Raw genomic sequence first — 16,559 nt, 5'->3', positions numbered from 1 at the left:
GTCACCACTGGTGGTTTTCGTGAACGTAGGAATACTCTACTCCCGAATTCGCAAAGACGAGAAGCTCCTCCTCAACGAGCTTCGCGAGCGCGACCACGAGGTCGAAAAGATCGACGTCCGCAAGCAGACGTTCGACATCAGCGAGGCCCCCGAAGCGTTCGAGGACCTCGATATCGTCGTGGACCGCTGTCTCGCCACGAGCCGGAGCCTCTACGCCACGCAATTTTTCGAGGCGTACGACATCCCGGTGATCAACAGCCACGAGACTGCGGACATCTGCGCCGATAAAGTCAAGAACAGCCTCGCACTCGAGCAGGCTGGCGTCCCCACGCCCGCGACGAAAGTCGCGTTCACGAAAGACACCGCGATGGACGCCATCGAGGAGTTTGGCTATCCGTGCGTCCTCAAACCCGTCGTTGGGTCCTGGGGCCGGCTCATGGCGAAAATCGACTCGCCCGACGCCGCAGAGGCAATTCTCGAGCACAAGGCAACACTTGGACACTACGAGCACAAGGTGTTCTACGTCCAGGAGTTCGTCGACAAACCCGGACGCGACATTCGCGTGCTCGCGACCGACGGCGAGCCAATCGCTGGGATGGTTCGCTCCTCGGATCACTGGATTACGAACGCCGCAAAGGGTGCCGAGACGGATGTCTTCGAACCCGACGACGAGGCCAAAGAGCTGGTACAGAAAGCCAGCGACGCCGTCGGTGGCGGTCTGCTCGGTATCGACCTGATGGAGACCGAGGATGGCTATACGGTTCACGAAGTCAACCACACTGTCGAGTTCAAGGCACTCGACGGCGCTGTCGAGACCGACATCGCCGGCACCGTCGTCGACTGGTTAGAGCAGAAGGCCGCTGCGGCAGCCGAGGAACTCGAGGTGAGCGCCTGATGGCGATTGGATCCACCGACGAGAGCGCCGACACTGTCACCGCGACAGTCATCGGCGGCTCGGGCTTTACGGGCGGCGAACTGCTTCGCCTGCTCGCCGGGCACCCGAACTTCGAAATCGCTGAGGTAACGAGTCGGTCGAAAGCCGGCAAGAGCGTCGGCTCCGTCCACCCGCCGCTTCGCGGCATGGACCTTCGGTTTACCGAACCCGACGACCTCGAGAGCGTCGACGTGCTGTTCGCCGCGACGCCACACGGCGTCTCGATGGGACAGGTCGACGAGTTTTTCGACATCGCAGACACCGTCGTCGACCTCTCGGCTGACTTCCGTCTCGAGACAGCAGAGCAGTACGACGAGTGGTACGACGGACACACCGCGCCGGAGTATCTCGAGAAGGCCGAGTACGCCCTGCCCGAGATCAACCGCGAAAACCTCGCGGGCGCGGAACTCATCGCCGGCGGCGGCTGTAACGCCACCGCGACGATTCTGGGCCTGTACCCGCTGTTCGAGCACGACATTCTCGAGGGTGGCGAACAGGTCGTCGTCGACGTGAAAGTCGGCTCCTCCGAAGGCGGGGCCGGCGGCGGCGAGGCCTCGAGCCATCCGGAGCGCTCGGGCGTCGTTCGTCCCTACGCACCGACGGGCCACCGCCACGAGGCCGAGATCGAGCAGTTCCTCGGCACGAGCGTCGCGTTTACCTGCCACGCCGTGGACATGATCCGCGGTGCGAGTGCAACGAGCCACGTCTTCCCGAGCGGGCCAGTCTCGAAGGGCGACCTCTGGAAAGCGTATCGCGGCTGCTACGAGGACGAGCCGTTCGTCCGCATGGCTGCCGGCGGCTCCGGCGTCTATCGATATCCGGAACCCAAAGCGGTTGCCGGAACGAACCTCGCCGAAGTCGGCTTCGAACTCGACCCCTCGAACAAACGCATTGTCGTCTTCTCGGCCATCGACAACATGATGAAAGGCTCTGCCGGGCAGGCGGTTCACGCCGCAAACATCGCGCTCGGTCTCGAGGAGACCGCCGGACTCGAGTTTACGGGACTACACCCCGTGGGGGCACCGTAAATGACAGTCGTAGTAAAGATCGGCGGCGCACGCGCTGTCGACCCCGAAGGCGCACTCAGTGACGTTGCAGCACTCGTCGCTGAGGGAGAAGATGTGGTCCTCACGCACGGCGGCTCGACCGCTGTGGATGAGACGCTCGAGGACCTCGGCGAAGAGCCAACCTACGTTGAGACGCCCGGTGGCGTCGTCGGTCGTTTTACCGACGAGGACACCATGGACGTGTTCAAGATGGTGATGCCGGGCAAGCTCAACACGGATCTCGTCGAGAGCCTGCAGAACCTCGATGTGAACGCTGTCGGCCTCTCGGGCACGGACGGGAAACTGCTCGAGGGCAAGCGCAAATCTGCCGTTCGCGTCAAAGAAGACGGCAAGAAGAAGATTTTGCGCGGCGACCACTCCGGCAAAATCGAATCCGTCAACGCCGACCTGCTCGAGACCGTTCTCGCGGGTGGCTACACGCCCGTCGTCTCCGTTCCGATGTTAGGAAAGGAGAAGTCAGGCGGCTATACGGCTGTGAACGCCGACGCCGACCGCGCCGCAGCTGCGATTGCAGGCGCACTCGAGGCAGACCTCGTCGTCCTCACAGACGTCTCGGGAATCTACGAAGATCCCGACGACGAGTCGACGAAGATCGATTCGGCCGCCACTCCCGCGGAGTTCGAAGTCGTCAAAGACGCCGCTGAAGGGTTCATGACGAAGAAGGTCATGGCCGCCGAAGAGGCACTCGAGGGTGGCGCATCCTCGGTGACCGTCGCATCGGCAAACGCAGACGCACCGATTACGAGCGCACTCGAGGGCGAGGGCACGACGCTCGAGCCTGGCGTTCTTGAGGAGTCAGCGGAGGTCGACCAATGAGTGACCACGATTTCATCTCCGGCAGCAAGCCAATCGGTATCGAACGCGGAGAGGGCGTCTCACTGTACACTGCAGACGGAACGGAGTATCTCGACGCAGGTGCGAGCTACGCCTGTACGCCGCTCGGGCACTCCCATCCTGCCGTTGTCGAGGCCGTCCAAGAGCAGGTCGGGAACCTGACGTTCGTCGATTCCTCGTTCCCCGTCCAGTCTCGTGAGGACGCCTACGCGGCACTCGTCGCGGCAACGCCCGACGGACTGGATCAGGCCTGGTTCTGTAACTCCGGAACCGAATCCAACGAAGCCGCACTGAAATTCGCCCGTTCGGCAACGGGCAACTCCAAGATCATCGCAGCGACCCGCTCGTTCCACGGCCGGACAATGGGCTCGCTCGCGGCCACCTGGAAGGACACGTACAAGAAACCCTACGAGCCACTGGCCGGCGACGTGGAGTTCGTCCCCTACGGCGACAGCGACGAACTCGCAGACGCCATCGACGACGAGACCGCAGCCGTCATCCTCGAGCCGATTCAGGGCGAAGGCGGGATCAACGTGCCCCCGCAGGGCTACCTCGAGACCGCCCGCGACCTGACCAATGAGGCTGACGCAGCGCTCGTCTTCGACGAAGTCCAGACCGGCATGGGCCGCACGGGCGAAATGTGGGCCTGCGAGAACGCAGGCGTCACGCCCGATATCCTCACGACGGCGAAAGGCCTTGGCAACGGTCTCCCTGTCGGCGCAGTTGTTGTTGCAGACTGGATCGCAGACGGCGCGGCTTCGCACAACGCCACATTCAGCGGCGGCCCCGTCGTCTCCGCGGCCGTCCACGCGACTATCTCGACGCTCGTCGAGGAGGAGTGGACCACCCACGCCGCCGCAATGGGCGACTATCTCACCAGCGAACTCGAGGCTGCCCTCGGTGACGAGGTCCGCGAGATTCGCGGCGAGGGACTGCTGATTGGAATCGAACTGAAACGGGGCGCGAACCGCGCTGCCCGCGATCTGGCGATGAAACATCAGATTTTGGCGCTGCCAGCGGGTCGAACCGTCCTGCGTCTCCTGCCGCCGCTCGTGCTCGACGAGGCCGAAGCGGATCGACTCGTGGACGCGCTGCGTGCGGTCATCGCCCCCAACCCAGAAGCCCAAACTGAATCATGAGCACATCGTCGAACGAGCACGTCTCACTCGAGGACGCACGGACGCTGTTGGTCGATCTCGTCTCGATTCCCTCGCCCACGCGCGAGGAACGCAAGGCAGCCAAACGGCTGGTCGAGTTTTTCGAGTCCCACGACCGCGAGGTCTGGATCGACGCCGTCGGCAACGTCCGTGCGCCGGCAGACGATTCAGTCCTGCTGACCTCCCACATCGACACCGTCCCGGGGGATATCCCCGTCGAAGTCGAAGAAAGTGGCGACGACGAGGTCCTCTGGGGACGCGGCAGCGTCGACGCGACGGGACCGCTCGCTGCGATGGCCGCGGCCGCTGTCCGAACGGGCGTCTCGTTCGTCGGCGTCGTCGGCGAAGAAGTTGATTCAAAGGGCGCACGCTATCTGGTTGATGACCGCGACAAAATGCCTGATGCCGTTATCAACGGCGAACCGTCCGGAACCAACGGAATCACGCTTGGCTATCGTGGCTTACTCGCTGGGACCTACGTCGCGACAAGCGAGTCCGGACACACCTCGCGGCCGGACCCAAACGCTATTCAGCACGCCGTTCGCTGGTGGTCGGCCGTCGAAGACCGCTTCGAAGGCGACGAGTACGAACCCATCTTCGAGCAGGTAACGACCAAACCGGTCGACATTGACGGCGGCATCAGCGAGGACGGCCTCTCCGTCGAGGCGACGATGGACGTCCAACTGCGCGTCCCGCCCGCTCTCGACGTCGAAACCGTCCGCGAAGCCGCAGAGGCCGAACTCGAGGTCGGGACCGTCACCTGGAAGGACGCGGTCCCGCCCGTCATGACGAGCCCGCGGACCGAGGTCGCTCGAGCCTTCCGCGTCGCTATCCGCGACGTTGGCGAAGAACCGCGCCTGGTCCGGAAGACCGGAACCAGTGACATGAACATCTACGCCGGTGCGTGGGACTGCCCGATAGCCACCTACGGCCCGGGTAACTCCGACCTCGATCACGCACCCGACGAACGCCTCTCGCTTTCGGAATACGACCAGTCGGTCGAGATCTTAGAGCGCGTTTCCAAAACACTCAATGGAGGACCCGACGAATGACAGCATCAGATTCGACAGCAACAGAGTTGCGACACTTCCTCGAGATCGACGACCTCTCTGCGAGCGAACTGCAGACGGTCCTCGAGCGCGCCGAGACGTACAAACGCGCCCAGCACGCGGGCGAAGAGCACGAAGACCTCGAGGGCCAGACCCTGGGGATGATCTTCCAGAAGCCGAGTACGCGCACCCGCGTCTCCTTCGAGACGGGGATGACCCAACTCGGCGGTCACGCCGTCTTCCTGGGCGAAGATGACATCCAGCTCGGCCACGGCGAGCCGCTAAAAGACACCGCGCGAACGCTGTCGCGCTACGTCGACGCGGTGATGGCGCGCGTGTTCAAACACGACAACATCGAGGTGCTCGCGGAGTACGCCTCGGTCCCCATCGTCAACGGCCTCACCGATGACGCCCACCCCTGCCAGACGCTTGCGGACCTGCTGACCATCCGCGAGCAACAAGGTGGCTTCGAGGACGTGTCGGTCGCCTGGGTCGGTGACGGCAACAACGTCGCCCAGTCGTTCGCCGTTGGTGCCGCACTGACCGACCTCGATCTGACTGTCGCGACACCCGACGGCTACGCCATCGACGACGATGTCCTCGAGCGCGCCCGTGACCTCGGCGGCGATCCGACAATCACGACCGATCCCACGGAAGCCGTCGCTGACGCAGACATTATCTACACTGATGTCTGGATCAGCATGGGCCAGGAGGACGAACGCGACGTCCGCATGAACGACTTCCAGGGCTTTCAGGTCAACTCGGACCTGCTCTCGCACGCCCCCGACGCCTCCGTCATGCACTGTCTGCCCGCCCACCGCGGCGAGGAGATTACCGACGCAGTCGTCGAAAGCGACCACTCGATTGTCTTCGATCAAGCCGAAAACAGGCTGCACGCTCAGAAAGCGCTGTTGAGTTGGCTGCTCGAGTAAGAATTCGACTGCGAACGAAGTGAGCAGTCCTTTTTGTCTCTCGTCGAACGAAGTGAGGCGACGGTCAGCAAGAGCTTTGCTCTCGCCAGACAGATTTTTTCGTGAGTGGTGAGTGACGTGGGACCGTCGGTCCCACGAACCATTCGCGCGGCAGCGCCGCGCGAAGATAAAACGAACCCGAGCGAAAAAAGGTGGCAGTGAAGGCGCTGTTGAGTTGGCTGCTCGAGTGACAGATTAGTCAATCAGTTGTCGAACGAGTCCAATTTTTTGACGATTTTCGCGTAGAGGTCGGGAGCACAGTGCCAGCCAGCGTCGACCATCGCGTCGATAGTCTCACGCGCGTCTGCAACAGGAAGATGGCCGTTCTTAGTGCACGAGAGGACGAGATACGCAGTTCCTTTCGTCTTGATATCTTCGACCGCCGCAGCCGTTCGACCGGCGGCTTCGTCCATGACGGCAGTTGCATCGAACTGGTCAGCACAGACGAGCACCGACACATCTGCATCACTCAATCGAGGATTGTCCTGTAATCGATCCCAGAGTGGGGAGTCCGGAGTTGAAACGACCTCGAGGACGCCTGCGTCGACCCGTTGTTCGATGCGACGAGCATCAGGATAGCCTTCCTCAAGACCAGTCGTCACGACTTCGGCGTATACCCGGTCAGGGATGTAACACGTCCCATCGAGTGCCGAAACGATCTCCAGTTGCTCAACTTTTGCGAGATAGATGAGTGGGGTCGCGTCGAAAACCCACATTCACAACTCCTCGAGATCTGACTCGAGATGATCGCTCGAGACCCACGTCACGTCGCGTTCGTCCGCGAGTTGGGCAAACTCCCAGACAGAGAGTCCGGCAGTATCAGCAGCCTTCGAGAGTGTCGTCTCGCCCGCGGCGAGTCGCTCGAGTGCACGCTCGCGCCGCCAGTCGTCGAGGCCCTCCGAGAGCAGTTTTCGGACGGCTGTACTCCGGTCGAGTCGCTCCTCCTCGAGGTACTCCTCGAGTTCCGACTCGAGGTCATCAGGCACGCGGGCTGAAATCGTCCCCATGATGTATACATTGTGTACAACGCATACAAGTCTTTGCCCGCGGCGGGATGGATTGTCCTCTCGAGCAGGGGACGCTCCGAACGGGAACCAATCCACGTGCTTTTTGCCACTCGCCCACTTCTCGCTCGACAATGAGTCTCAATCTCTCGGCCGACCAGCCGACCGTGCCCGACGACGCCGACGACGGCGTCTGGCTCGAGTGCATCGAGTGCGGTGAAACGTTCGCGCCCTTCGACGACGTCCGTTACACCTGCGACGAGTGCGACGGCCTCCTCGAGGTCCGCTACGCCGATCTCCCCACGCTCGAGGACTACGAGGGGCAGGGCCAGGGTGTTTGGCGCTACGCCGACGCACTCCCGCTCGAAGAGGGCGTGACGACCCAGGAAGGCGCAACGCCGCTGTATGAGGTGCCACGGCTCGAGGAGGATATCGGCGTCGAGGCGCTGCGGATCAAACACGAGGGGATGAACCCGACGGGGTCGTTCAAGGACCGCGGCATGACCGTCGGCGTCGCGGTCGCGAAAGAACTCGGCGTCGGGCGACTCGCCTGTGCCTCGACCGGAAACACGAGCGCCGCGCTCGCGGCCTACGGCTCCCGCGGTGGGATGGAGACGCTCGTGCTCCTGCCAGCAGGGAAGGTCGCCGCCGGAAAAATCGCACAGGCCAGTTTGCACGGCGCGCGCATTCTCGAGGTCGACGGCAACTTTGACGCCTGCCTCGACATCGTCCAGGAACTCGCCCAGCAGGGCGAAGCCTACCTGCTGAACTCGCTGAACCCGTTCCGACTCGAGGGCCAGAAGACGATCGGCCTCGAGATTCTCGAGGGCTTTCTCGCGGACTACGACACCGTGCCGGATCGGATCATCCTCCCCGTCGGCAACGCCGGAAATACGTCGGCGCTGTACAAGGCCTTCCGCGAACTCGTCCAGGTGGGCTCGCTCGAAGAAGATGAGGTACCGAAACTGACGGGCGTCCAGGCCGAGGGCGCAGCGCCGATGGTCGAAGCAATCGAGAACGGCGCGGACGAAGTTCGGCGCTGGGAAGATGTCGAGACGCGCGCGACGGCAATCCGAATCGGGAACCCGGTCAACGCGCCGAAGGCGCTGCCGGGCATTCGCGAGACGGGCGGGACCGCGATTTCGGTCTCGGACGAAGAGATTACTGCAGCGCAGCGCGATCTCGCAGGCGAAGGGATTGGCGTCGAACCGGCCTCCGCAGCCTCCGTCGCCGGCCTCCGAAAACTGCGCGCCGAGGGCATCGTTGACGACGACGAGCACGTTGCCTGCCTGACGACCGGCCACCTGCTCAAAGACCCCGACGCTGCGGCGGCCGCTGGAGCCGATCCGGAGCCAGTTCCTGCAGAGACTGAGGGCGTCCTCGAGCACCTCAAACAGTAACGCGGCTGTCACTCGTAAACGTCTCCGCAGGCGTGTCTGACGCGTGACTGACTGAACCTTTTGTCACAGTCTCGCATACCATTGTGCTGTCCATGTCCGTCGACCAGCACCCTGCCCAGACCGACCGCCAAGCCGACACGCACGATGATTCCAGCGAGCCGACTGCTACCGCGACGACCGCAGCCAACGGCATCGAACTCGAGTTCGACGCATCGACGTCAACGGAGGCAAAACTCCAGGCACGCGTCACCGCCCTCGAGCGCGCACTCGAGGCGAGTCGCTCGCGCGAACAGGAAATCGTCGCCCAATACGAGCGAGTCCTCGACGAGCGGGAGACCGCAGGTGACTCCAGCGACGCCAACGAGTCCGAAAACGGGTTGCTCACACGGCTACTCGAGCGCTGGCGAGCCTAACAGAGACAAAATCAGCCTAAAACTCAGTCAGAACAGCCGACGTCCGTCTCGGCGGTCGCCCCAACAGGAGCGTCGACACTGGCCGCTGTCATCGCCGGTTCGGCTGCGACCTCGCGGACGAACTCAAGATAGTTGTCGAAGATGAGTTTTGCGGGGCACGCCTGTTGGTAGTTCTCTTCGGTGATTTCCGCGAGAATAGACTCGAGTCGTTCGTCGGATAGTTCCTTGCGGTGGACGAGTTCACGGGCGGTTTTCGTGTCGTATTCGGGGTGGAACTGCAGGCCGAAGACGTGGTCCTTGCGGAAGCCGTGGTTGGAGTAGTGGTTTTCGGCGAGCGGGTCGGCACCGGGTGGGAGGTCCGCGACTTCGTCGGAGTGGCTGGTGAACGCGCTAAACTCGCTCGAGATGCCATTGAACAGGCGGGACTCGCCGACTTGCTCAATATCGCTGTAGCCGACTTCGTAGGCACCCATATCGGAGACGGTGCCACCGAGAACGTGTGCAAGCAGTTGGTGACCCCAACAGATGCCGAGATGTGGTATGTCACGATCAATCGCTTTACGGACCCACTCAGCGGTTGTCGTGATCCAGTCGTCATCCCAGTACACTGACGACCGCGAACCGGTGACCACGACGCCGTCGAACGCAAAGTGGTCGGGGACCGATCCGCTCGTCACGTCGAATTCCGACAGCGAGGCGTCGAGTTCGCGCCGGAAGTTCCGCGTCGTGTTCTCGTCCTGGTGGGCGGCATTCAGGACGGCAATGCGTAGTTGACTCATCGTCCCCTACTGGAAACTCCATAAAGAAATGTTTTCTGTCCGGCGCGGGCGTTGCCGCAACCATGGACATGTGATTTCCAATATCGCCTATAATAAAACAGGTGCTGTTCGATCACCCACTCATCGTTTGTTTATGGGACAAAATCACCGCACGAGACTACTATTGGGCGATAGTGAACTGGCCATCGTTGTCACGTCGGCACAGATCAGTCGTCTCGAGCCAGCCGTTCGCGAATTGGGCGCGATCAGCCGTGTTAGTCTCGTGGTCGTCTGTTCGCTCATCGAGACGGTCCTGATCCACCGCAGGTTCGTTTGCAGTCCCAGCGTAGCCATCGGCAAGAACGGGGCCCGACAGAGCAAGCCGGCCCTCTGTGGCCCCTTCAATTCGGGACCCAGCACCGTCGCCATCATCAGCGCCACGCACTCGCACCCGACAGTCGAGTACCGGGTGGCCAACGTACCGGCGCTCGTCATCCGTTCCGGCAGCAGTTACCGCGTTCGTCTGCTCCGCTGGCTCCTGCGCGCACGCAAACGGACACTCGAGGCGGCCGTAGACGCGTGCAAGTGAGATGCCTGCCTCTCGATAGGGCTCGAGGGCGCTCCTCGGAACAGACACATCGGGCGCGACAAACGAGAGTGACTCGAGTGCGTCTGGGAAGTCGGATTTAGATGCGAGTCCACGGAGTGTTGCCGTTCGACCCGAAAGCAACGTTGCCTCCTCGCGCTCGATCGCAGTGAGCATATCGCCGGGATCGAACGCCCGGTCGAGTAGGAGCGTCCCACCGGCATACACCGTCGGCAGCGCGACACGAAGGAGGCCGTCGTACGCCGACAACGGCGTGATGAGCGGAACGGTATCTCCCTTGGAGAGCCCCCACGTCGTCATCGCCGCAATGCAGTTCCACTCGAGAGCCTGTGCGGAGTACGCCACAACCGGGTGGCCGCCCTCGCCATGCAAGAGAAGCAGTGGGTGCTCAGTCTCGGCGTCTTGATCGTCGCCGACTCGAGGTCGAGGAGTATCGAGCTGAGACTGTCGGTTGGCGTCGGTATCGCTGACATCGATGTCGGCCAGTTCCGAGAGCGTCAACACCTGGTCGTCTGCAATCGGAGCTGAGTGAACCAGGTCGCGCTGGGCCGTTTCCGCGATGAGGAGTGTCGGTTCAAGCACGTCGAACGGGTACTCGACGGTCACTGGCGTCAACAGGTGTGAAATCGGCGCGAACGTCGCCCCAAGACGGCGACAGGCAAACAACAGCGCGAGCGAGGCGATCCGATTTCGGGTGAGCAGACAGACTGTGTCGCCAGCGTCGATACCGATCGACTCGAGGCGCGCACCCGTCTCGGCCGTAATCTCCGACAGTTCTGCATAGGAGACTCGGTTCTCGTGGACGGTTTCTGCGGGCGCATAGCGGTAGTCCTCGGAGATGTCAACCACCGCCGTCCGGTCTGGAACGCGGTCGGCACGTCGCGAGAGCGAGAGGGTCACAACCGCGTGTCCCACGCTCGAGTCCGTAATACGACGGGGGTCGTGCGCAAGCAGCGATGGAGAGTAGTGGACAGGAAAGAGTGTATTGGCCAAATCCTGGCTAGTTGCAACTCATTGCTCGTCGGCGGTCTGGTCCTCGAGAAAGCCCACTAACAGATCATTGATCGTCCGTGATTGCTCAATCATTGCGAGATGGCCCGCGCCCTCGAGCGGGACGAATTCCCCCCGTGGCAGCCCGCGGGCGAGGGTTTGGCCCGCTGACGCTGGCACGAGCGCGTCCTCGGTCCCGTGGAAAACTCGCGTCGGCTGAGTCACCTCGACGAGCCAGTCGCTCGCGTCGAAGTCCTCGAGTGCGCCAACCTGGGCCTCCCAGCCCGCGCGGTCGGCGTCGCCGTCGGCGCGCCAGTCAGCCATTCCTGACACGGCATCGGGCTGTGCAGCAAGGAACTCGGCGGAAAAGCCGGCCTCGAGTGATGTCCGAAGTGCGTCCAAATCGTCCGGCGGGGCGAACAGCGGCTCGAGGTCGAACGCCGAGCCCTCAGCCGCGGTGCCGATCAGCGAGAGCGTTGCGACACGATTCGAGGAACGGGCGGCCTCGAGTGCAACTGCGCCGCCGAGTCCACAGCCGACGACGTGGGCGGTTCGGATGCTACAATCGGCGAGAACGGCCTCGAGATCAGCGGCGAGCGTCTCGAGGGCGTAGGGACCGGGCGGTCCATCGGAGCGGCCGGTACCACGGAGATCCCAGATGAGGGTTTCGTAGGGACCGGCGAGCGCAGTGTGTTGCCACCCCCATGACCAGCCGCCGAGGCCGGCCTCGGAGACGAAGACGACGGGTGGCCCATCGCCCTCGTGGGTGTAGTACAGCGAGACGGAGTCGGTCACAGCAGTCGGCATACTCGAACAACTGGGTGGAGCAAGGCGATGGTTTCGGTTCCTGACGAGTAAGTCAGCGGTCTCGGCGGCCTACTCGAAGCGCTCGCCCGCCGGAATCGTGACCTCGAGCCAGTTTTCCTCGGGTGGGAGCGGACAGTCGTAGGTCTCGCTGTAGCCACAGAACGGCGTGTACGCGAGGTTGAAGTCCACGACGAGGTCGTCGCCCGTCTCGAGGTCCCGATCCGGTGCCAGTTCCATGTAGCGCCCGCCCTCGTAGGTCTGCTGTCCGGTCGTTTTGTCCCGGAACGGGATGAACAACTGCTGTTCGTTCGGGCTCTCGAGTTGGTAGGCCGCTAGTTCGTAGGTGCCATCTTCGAGATCCTCTTCGTCGCGCTCGAGGTCGAACTCGAGGGTGACGAGCCGAAGATAGCGCATCTCCCGGCCCGCGGTTGTGTCCATCAGGACGACTTCGGGATCGTCGTGCACTGTCGCAGTCGCGTGGACGCGGTAGGTCGGGTCAGGATCGAAGTAGTCCACACCCGCAAAGTCGTCTCGCTGTTCTGGTGGGACTGGTGACTGGGGATGTTCGGCGAAGAACTCGTCCTTTTCGCCACGCTTGTCCTCGAGTTCGGCCCGCCACTGCTCGATGTCGATATCGCCCTCGAGGCCGTCATCGGCTGTGTCCTCGCCGCTGGCGTCGGTCGGCTCGCTGGAGTCGGTCATACAGTCGCTACCACCTCGGGACTGGAATGGGTTGCGCTTTGTGCAGTCGCCCTCGAGACGGCGGTGTGCGCCCCTCGCGGCGCTGACGCAAGGCTTTTCGAGTCTCACGACAACAACTCTCCGATGCGACACCTCGAGATCGTCGTGGGTGATACTGTCGGACAGAAGTCAGTGAGAAGCCGGTCGCGAATTCGCGACCGATCTTCAAATAGTTCTGTCCGACAGAATGAGTGGCCGTGATCGACCGTCAGTCACTCATCGTCTTTGTCGGCTCGCTCGTCGCGCTCGCAGGCGGCTTCGTCGCCGTCTCGTGGCTGACCGGCGTGAGTCTGATTCTCCTTGCGCCAGCGTACATGTTCACGCCGTTTTTCGCCGGGCTCGCGACCTATATCGCGGCCGGGAAGTCGTTCGAGCGAGCAGGCCTTCGGTTCCCGTGGAACCGCCTGCAGTGGCTCGCTCTCGCCGCACTCATCCCGATTGTGCTCGTCCTGCTCGGCACTGGACTCGCACTTGGCCTGCCAGGCGTTGAGTTCGTTCCCGACGCGAATCCGCTGACCGGCGAGGGGACGGATTTCGCACAGGTCCCAGAGGGTGCTGACGGCGAAACGCCCGACGGCCCGTCGTTCGACTGGCCGCTGAATCTCCTCGTGGCGCTCGTCGCAGCACTCGTCGTCGGCGCAACCATCAACGCCATCTTCGCGCTCGGCGAGGAGTTCGGCTGGCGCGGCGTCCTCCTGACCGAACTCGCGCCGCTTGGCTTCTGGGGAGCCTCAGCCGCTATCGGCGTCGTCTGGGGACTCTGGCACGCGCCGATCATCCTCGAGGGGTACAACTACCCGTCCTACCCGCTCGAGGGCGTCGCCGTGATGACGCTCGCCTGTCTCGCCATGTCGCCGGTCTACACCTACGTCGCCGTCCGCGCGAAGTCGGTCGTCGCACCGACGGTGCTTCACGGCGTCTTCAACGGCTTTGCGACGACGATGCTCGTCTTCGCACAGGGCGGCCACGAACTCCTTGTCAACCCCGTCGGCGGAATTGGAATCGCCGTCTTCGGACTCGCAGCCCTCGCGATTGCCTTGACCGGCACGCCGACGCTGACGGACGAGTGGGCGCTCGAGGAGGCAGACGAAGATTCCGAGGCTGAGTCCGAGACTGAGGCTGGAGACAGAACCGACGATTCCGACCTCGAGACGACCGATTCTGCTGATTCCGACCCGACAGCAGATTCCGAGTAGCCGCTCCGATCCGCGTCTTTATCTACCAGGAGGCAGCAACGTCGGTTCGTCAACGCTATGGACGACCGCCGACGACTCCGAACCCAATGACGGACTGGCGCTCGATCTTCGGCCACCCCCAGCCGTACGACCCACAGGTCGACGGCATCGAAACCGCCATCGAAACCGCTCGAGACGGCGGCTATACGGTCATCGAGGGAGCCTGCGGAACTGGCAAGACGATGATCGCACTCACTGCGGGGATCGACCTCGTGCGCGACCCCGACAGCGACTACGAGCGCGTGCTCGTGCTCACGAGCGTCAAACAGCAACTGCGCCAGTTCGAAGAAGACTTAGAGACGATCAACGCGAACCTGCCCGACGACTGGAACCCCGTCTCGGGGCTCACACTGGTCGGTAAGGCGGATGTCTGTCCGTACAATCGCGAGAAAACAGCAGGGTTCGACGACGGGAACGTCTACGACCGCTGTGAGACATTGCGGGATCGCACCCGTGACCTGACTGGCGAAGCCGGCGAAACGACCGCCCAGAATCTCGCCGCACGCGCCCGCAGTCAGCAGATCGGCCTCGCCGACAGCGGGAGTCAAGGCGGGGGCAGTGCAACCTTCCTCGAGAGCGCCGGCGAGCCATCGCCCTATCCGCGCGACCTGCCAGAGTATGGCGAAGGCGGCCCTGTCGGGGCCGAAACCGAGTACTGCCCGTTCTATGCGCAGTACCTCGAGGATCTCCCGGAGGAAGACAGTGACGGCGACGCAAGCGAGGCCGTTCCGTACGATTTCACGGAAGCAGGGATGATCACGCCCGAAGACCTCGTCGCACGCTCAGTCGCCCACGGCACCTGCCCGCACTCGGTGATGGGCGCGGTGCTCGGCCACGCCGAGGTCGTCGTCGGCAACTACTACCACGCGTTCGATCCGCGCACGACGGGTACCTTCACCGGCGCGTTGCTCGACGACTCGACGTTTGTCGTCTGCGACGAAGCGCACATGTTAGAGCCGCGCGTGCGAGATCTAGTCAGCGAGGGCGTCGGCGACCGGACGCTCCGAGATGCTGCCACCGAGATTTCCCGCGTGCTCCAGCCAATCAAATTCGAACGCGAGGGCCGACAGGCACAGGGTGGCTCGAAAACCGCCGACGCCGACCTCGTCCGATCCGAACTGAACGACAGCGACGTCACCTACGAGGAACTCAATCGCACCCTCGAGTTCATCGAGGACATTCGGATCGAACTCGACCGGCGTGTGACTGCCCATCTCGACCGGAAACACAGGGGATGGCAGTCGGATCTCACCGAGCTGTCGGACGACGAAATTCCGCTCCGTGACCCCTCGGATCCGGCCGAAGACGAGTTGACCGAGTGGGCGCGAAACGAGGGCTATAGCGACGCTGAGTGGGTTCGCGCCGAATCAGTCGGTGCCGTCGTCGCCCGCATCCTCAACGAGGCCGAAGACGAAGACCGAACCCGCTCCGCGCCCGCCGCGGGCCGCGTCCTCGGCGAGTGGTACCGCTGCGATCACACCGAGTACTTCCGCGAAATTGAACTCGAGCGCACCTGGGACGACACCGAACCCGGCGACTCGTGGCGACGCGCGTACAACGCCCGGCTCGCCCTGCATAACTGCGTCCCAAGCGACGCTATCGGCGAGCGCCTCGCCTCGTTCGGCGGCGGCGTCCTGATGAGTGCCACCCTCGAGCCGATGGACGCCTTCACCGAGGTGACCGGCCTCGAGTACCTCGCACGTGAAGACGACCGCCCGGTCGTCGAACGCCGCTACGGGCTGCACTTTCCCGCGGAAAATCGCGAGAGCTTCGCGGTCGCCGCACCGAAGTTTACGTACGACAATCGGGGGCGGCCGGGCGACGAGAATCGAACCCGCACGCACTACGCCAACGCCGTTGCGAAGATCGCTCGCCTGCCCGGAAACGTCCTCGTCGGCATGCCAAGCTACTCGGAGGCAAAGTGGATCGCCGGCGCACTCGAGGACCACCTCTCGAAACCCGTCCTGCTCGACGCCTCGAGCGACGACGAGGCGACCGAGTCGCTCAAAAGCGAGTTCTTCGCAGGCGACGGAAAGGTGCTCGTGACGAGTCTGCGGGGGACGCTCACGGAGGGCGTCGACTACAGCGGCGACCGCCTCTCCGCCGCCGTCGTCTGTGGCGTTCCACTCGTCAACACTGCAAGCCCGCGCACGAAGGCGGTTCGACGGGCCTACGACGACGAGTTCGGCGATGGCTTTACGTACGCACTGACGATTCCTGCCGTCCGCAAGGCCCGCCAGGCAATCGGTCGCGTGATTCGCTCGCCCGACGACGTCGGCGTGCGCGTCCTGCTTGACGAACGCTACGCACGCGAAAGTTGGGATTCCGTGCGTCCGTACCTGCCTGATGACGGCGAGTTCCAGACAGTCAGTCCGGACATGCTCGAGATGGGATTGGATCGGTTCCGATCGGAACTCGAGTCAGACACGTAGAATCACAGTGTTAGTGAGAATGCATGGCTAAGCAGCCACTATCGTTTAGGAGAGTGAGTGAGAATACCCAGTCGCTTCCATGCGGAAGCATGTATGTGAGAGGGTGGTTGTGGTAGGATCGCGCTCTCACATACCGCACCTTTCGGTGCAAGTCAGTCGT

At 63.1% G+C, this 16,559-nt stretch carries 16 protein-coding genes; 10 read left to right on the top strand and 6 right to left on the bottom strand.

What is annotated here, in order from left to right; all coding sequences use genetic code 11:
* Positions 1 to 19 precede the first annotated feature (19 nt).
* From lysX to argF, 6 genes are read left to right on the top strand one after another with little or no spacing between them, the layout of a single operon-like run.
* The gene (lysX, locus tag G6M89_RS06920) at positions 20 to 895 is read left to right on the top strand and encodes a lysine biosynthesis protein LysX (protein WP_343162627.1); all 876 of its coding nucleotides are present in this window, start codon (positions 20 to 22) and stop codon (positions 893 to 895) included.
* On the top strand, positions 895 to 1,962 hold the full coding sequence (gene argC / locus G6M89_RS06915) for an N-acetyl-gamma-glutamyl-phosphate reductase (protein WP_165161061.1): 1,068 nt from the start codon (positions 895 to 897) through the stop codon (positions 1,960 to 1,962). Before lysX ends, argC begins: the two co-directional genes overlap by 1 nt.
* Positions 1,963 to 2,817: an acetylglutamate/acetylaminoadipate kinase gene (locus tag G6M89_RS06910; protein ID WP_165161060.1), complete on the top strand. Its 855-nt coding sequence runs from the start codon at positions 1,963 to 1,965 to the stop codon at positions 2,815 to 2,817.
* Positions 2,814 to 3,974, top strand: coding sequence for an aspartate aminotransferase family protein (locus tag G6M89_RS06905; RefSeq protein WP_165161059.1), 1,161 nt, complete (start codon positions 2,814 to 2,816; stop codon positions 3,972 to 3,974). Before G6M89_RS06910 ends, G6M89_RS06905 begins: the two co-directional genes overlap by 4 nt.
* A complete protein-coding gene (locus G6M89_RS06900) occupies positions 3,971 to 5,044 on the top strand; it encodes a [LysW]-lysine hydrolase (protein ID WP_165161058.1) in 1,074 nt (357 codons plus the stop codon). Before G6M89_RS06905 ends, G6M89_RS06900 begins: the two co-directional genes overlap by 4 nt.
* Positions 5,041 to 5,973, top strand: coding sequence for an ornithine carbamoyltransferase (gene argF / locus G6M89_RS06895; RefSeq protein WP_165161057.1), 933 nt, complete (start codon positions 5,041 to 5,043; stop codon positions 5,971 to 5,973). Before G6M89_RS06900 ends, argF begins: the two co-directional genes overlap by 4 nt.
* Before the next feature lie 242 nt (positions 5,974 to 6,215).
* On the opposite strand, the gene G6M89_RS06890 is transcribed toward argF, so the two are convergent.
* Together G6M89_RS06890 and G6M89_RS06885 are read right to left on the bottom strand one after the other, a co-directional pair.
* Entirely contained in the window at positions 6,216 to 6,728 is a 513-nt protein-coding gene (locus tag G6M89_RS06890) for a DUF3368 domain-containing protein (RefSeq protein ID WP_165161056.1), read from the bottom strand.
* Positions 6,729 to 7,019, bottom strand: a complete 291-nt coding sequence (locus G6M89_RS06885; protein WP_165161055.1) for a hypothetical protein — start codon at positions 7,017 to 7,019, stop codon at positions 6,729 to 6,731.
* Positions 7,020 to 7,150: 131 nt separating this feature from the next.
* On the opposite strand from G6M89_RS06885, the gene thrC reads away from it, so the two are divergent.
* Positions 7,151 to 8,416, top strand: coding sequence for a threonine synthase (thrC, locus tag G6M89_RS06880; protein WP_165161054.1), 1,266 nt, complete (start codon positions 7,151 to 7,153; stop codon positions 8,414 to 8,416).
* 92 nt (positions 8,417 to 8,508) lie between these two features.
* Positions 8,509 to 8,829 (top strand): hypothetical protein, encoded by a 321-nt coding sequence (locus tag G6M89_RS06875; protein WP_165160533.1) that lies wholly within the window; start codon positions 8,509 to 8,511, stop codon positions 8,827 to 8,829.
* Between the two features lie 23 nt (positions 8,830 to 8,852).
* Here G6M89_RS06875 and G6M89_RS06870 read toward each other — a convergent pair whose 3' ends face one another.
* The 4 genes from G6M89_RS06870 to G6M89_RS06855 all read right to left on the bottom strand — a co-directional run bounded on the left by G6M89_RS06870 (position 8,853) and on the right by G6M89_RS06855 (position 12,693).
* Positions 8,853 to 9,608, bottom strand: a complete 756-nt coding sequence (locus tag G6M89_RS06870; protein WP_165161053.1) for a type 1 glutamine amidotransferase — start codon at positions 9,606 to 9,608, stop codon at positions 8,853 to 8,855.
* A gap of 160 nt (positions 9,609 to 9,768) precedes the next feature.
* Positions 9,769 to 11,109, bottom strand: a complete 1,341-nt coding sequence (locus G6M89_RS06865; RefSeq protein WP_343162626.1) for an AMP-binding protein — start codon at positions 11,107 to 11,109, stop codon at positions 9,769 to 9,771.
* A gap of 96 nt (positions 11,110 to 11,205) precedes the next feature.
* Positions 11,206 to 11,991, bottom strand: a complete 786-nt coding sequence (locus G6M89_RS06860; protein WP_165161052.1) for an alpha/beta fold hydrolase — start codon at positions 11,989 to 11,991, stop codon at positions 11,206 to 11,208.
* A gap of 69 nt (positions 11,992 to 12,060) precedes the next feature.
* On the bottom strand, positions 12,061 to 12,693 hold the full coding sequence (locus tag G6M89_RS06855; protein WP_165161051.1) for a DUF1684 domain-containing protein: 633 nt from the start codon (positions 12,691 to 12,693) through the stop codon (positions 12,061 to 12,063).
* Positions 12,694 to 12,929: 236 nt separating this feature from the next.
* Between G6M89_RS06855 and G6M89_RS06850 the strand changes: the two genes are divergently transcribed.
* On the top strand, positions 12,930 to 13,928 hold the full coding sequence (locus G6M89_RS06850; protein ID WP_394352362.1) for a CPBP family intramembrane glutamic endopeptidase: 999 nt from the start codon (positions 12,930 to 12,932) through the stop codon (positions 13,926 to 13,928).
* 86 nt (positions 13,929 to 14,014) lie between these two features.
* Positions 14,015 to 16,399 carry an ATP-dependent DNA helicase gene (locus G6M89_RS06845; RefSeq protein ID WP_165161049.1) on the top strand — a complete coding sequence of 795 codons (2,385 nt, stop codon included), beginning with the start codon at positions 14,015 to 14,017 and terminating at the stop codon, positions 16,397 to 16,399.
* Positions 16,400 to 16,559: the final 160 nt, after the last annotated feature.

Source organism: Natronolimnobius sp. AArcel1 (genome assembly GCF_011043775.1).
GTDB lineage: Archaea > Halobacteriota > Halobacteria > Halobacteriales > Natrialbaceae > Natronolimnobius.
Note: the sequence above shows the minus strand (reverse complement) of the source record. Positions and strands in the feature narration are given on the sequence as shown.

Bases quoted from the DNA above. Each gene is read 5' to 3' on its own strand.
- G6M89_RS06890 (WP_165161056.1), bottom strand. From the start codon at position 6,728: ATGTGGGTTTTCGACGCGACCCCACTCATCTATCTCGCAAAAGTTGAG.
- G6M89_RS06900 (WP_165161058.1), top strand. From the start codon at position 3,971: ATGAGCACATCGTCGAACGAGCACGTCTCACTCGAGGACGCACGGACG.
- G6M89_RS06845 (WP_165161049.1), top strand. From the start codon at position 14,015: ATGACGGACTGGCGCTCGATCTTCGGCCACCCCCAGCCGTACGACCCA.
- G6M89_RS06860 (WP_165161052.1), bottom strand. From the start codon at position 11,991: ATGCCGACTGCTGTGACCGACTCCGTCTCGCTGTACTACACCCACGAG.
- G6M89_RS06910 (WP_165161060.1), top strand. From the start codon at position 1,963: ATGACAGTCGTAGTAAAGATCGGCGGCGCACGCGCTGTCGACCCCGAA.
- G6M89_RS06855 (WP_165161051.1), bottom strand. From the start codon at position 12,693: ATGACCGACTCCAGCGAGCCGACCGACGCCAGCGGCGAGGACACAGCC.
- argF (WP_165161057.1), top strand. From the start codon at position 5,041: ATGACAGCATCAGATTCGACAGCAACAGAGTTGCGACACTTCCTCGAG.
- thrC (WP_165161054.1), top strand. From the start codon at position 7,151: ATGAGTCTCAATCTCTCGGCCGACCAGCCGACCGTGCCCGACGACGCC.
- argC (WP_165161061.1), top strand. From the start codon at position 895: ATGGCGATTGGATCCACCGACGAGAGCGCCGACACTGTCACCGCGACA.
- G6M89_RS06905 (WP_165161059.1), top strand. From the start codon at position 2,814: ATGAGTGACCACGATTTCATCTCCGGCAGCAAGCCAATCGGTATCGAA.
- G6M89_RS06870 (WP_165161053.1), bottom strand. From the start codon at position 9,608: ATGAGTCAACTACGCATTGCCGTCCTGAATGCCGCCCACCAGGACGAG.
- G6M89_RS06885 (WP_165161055.1), bottom strand. From the start codon at position 7,019: ATGGGGACGATTTCAGCCCGCGTGCCTGATGACCTCGAGTCGGAACTC.
- G6M89_RS06875 (WP_165160533.1), top strand. From the start codon at position 8,509: ATGTCCGTCGACCAGCACCCTGCCCAGACCGACCGCCAAGCCGACACG.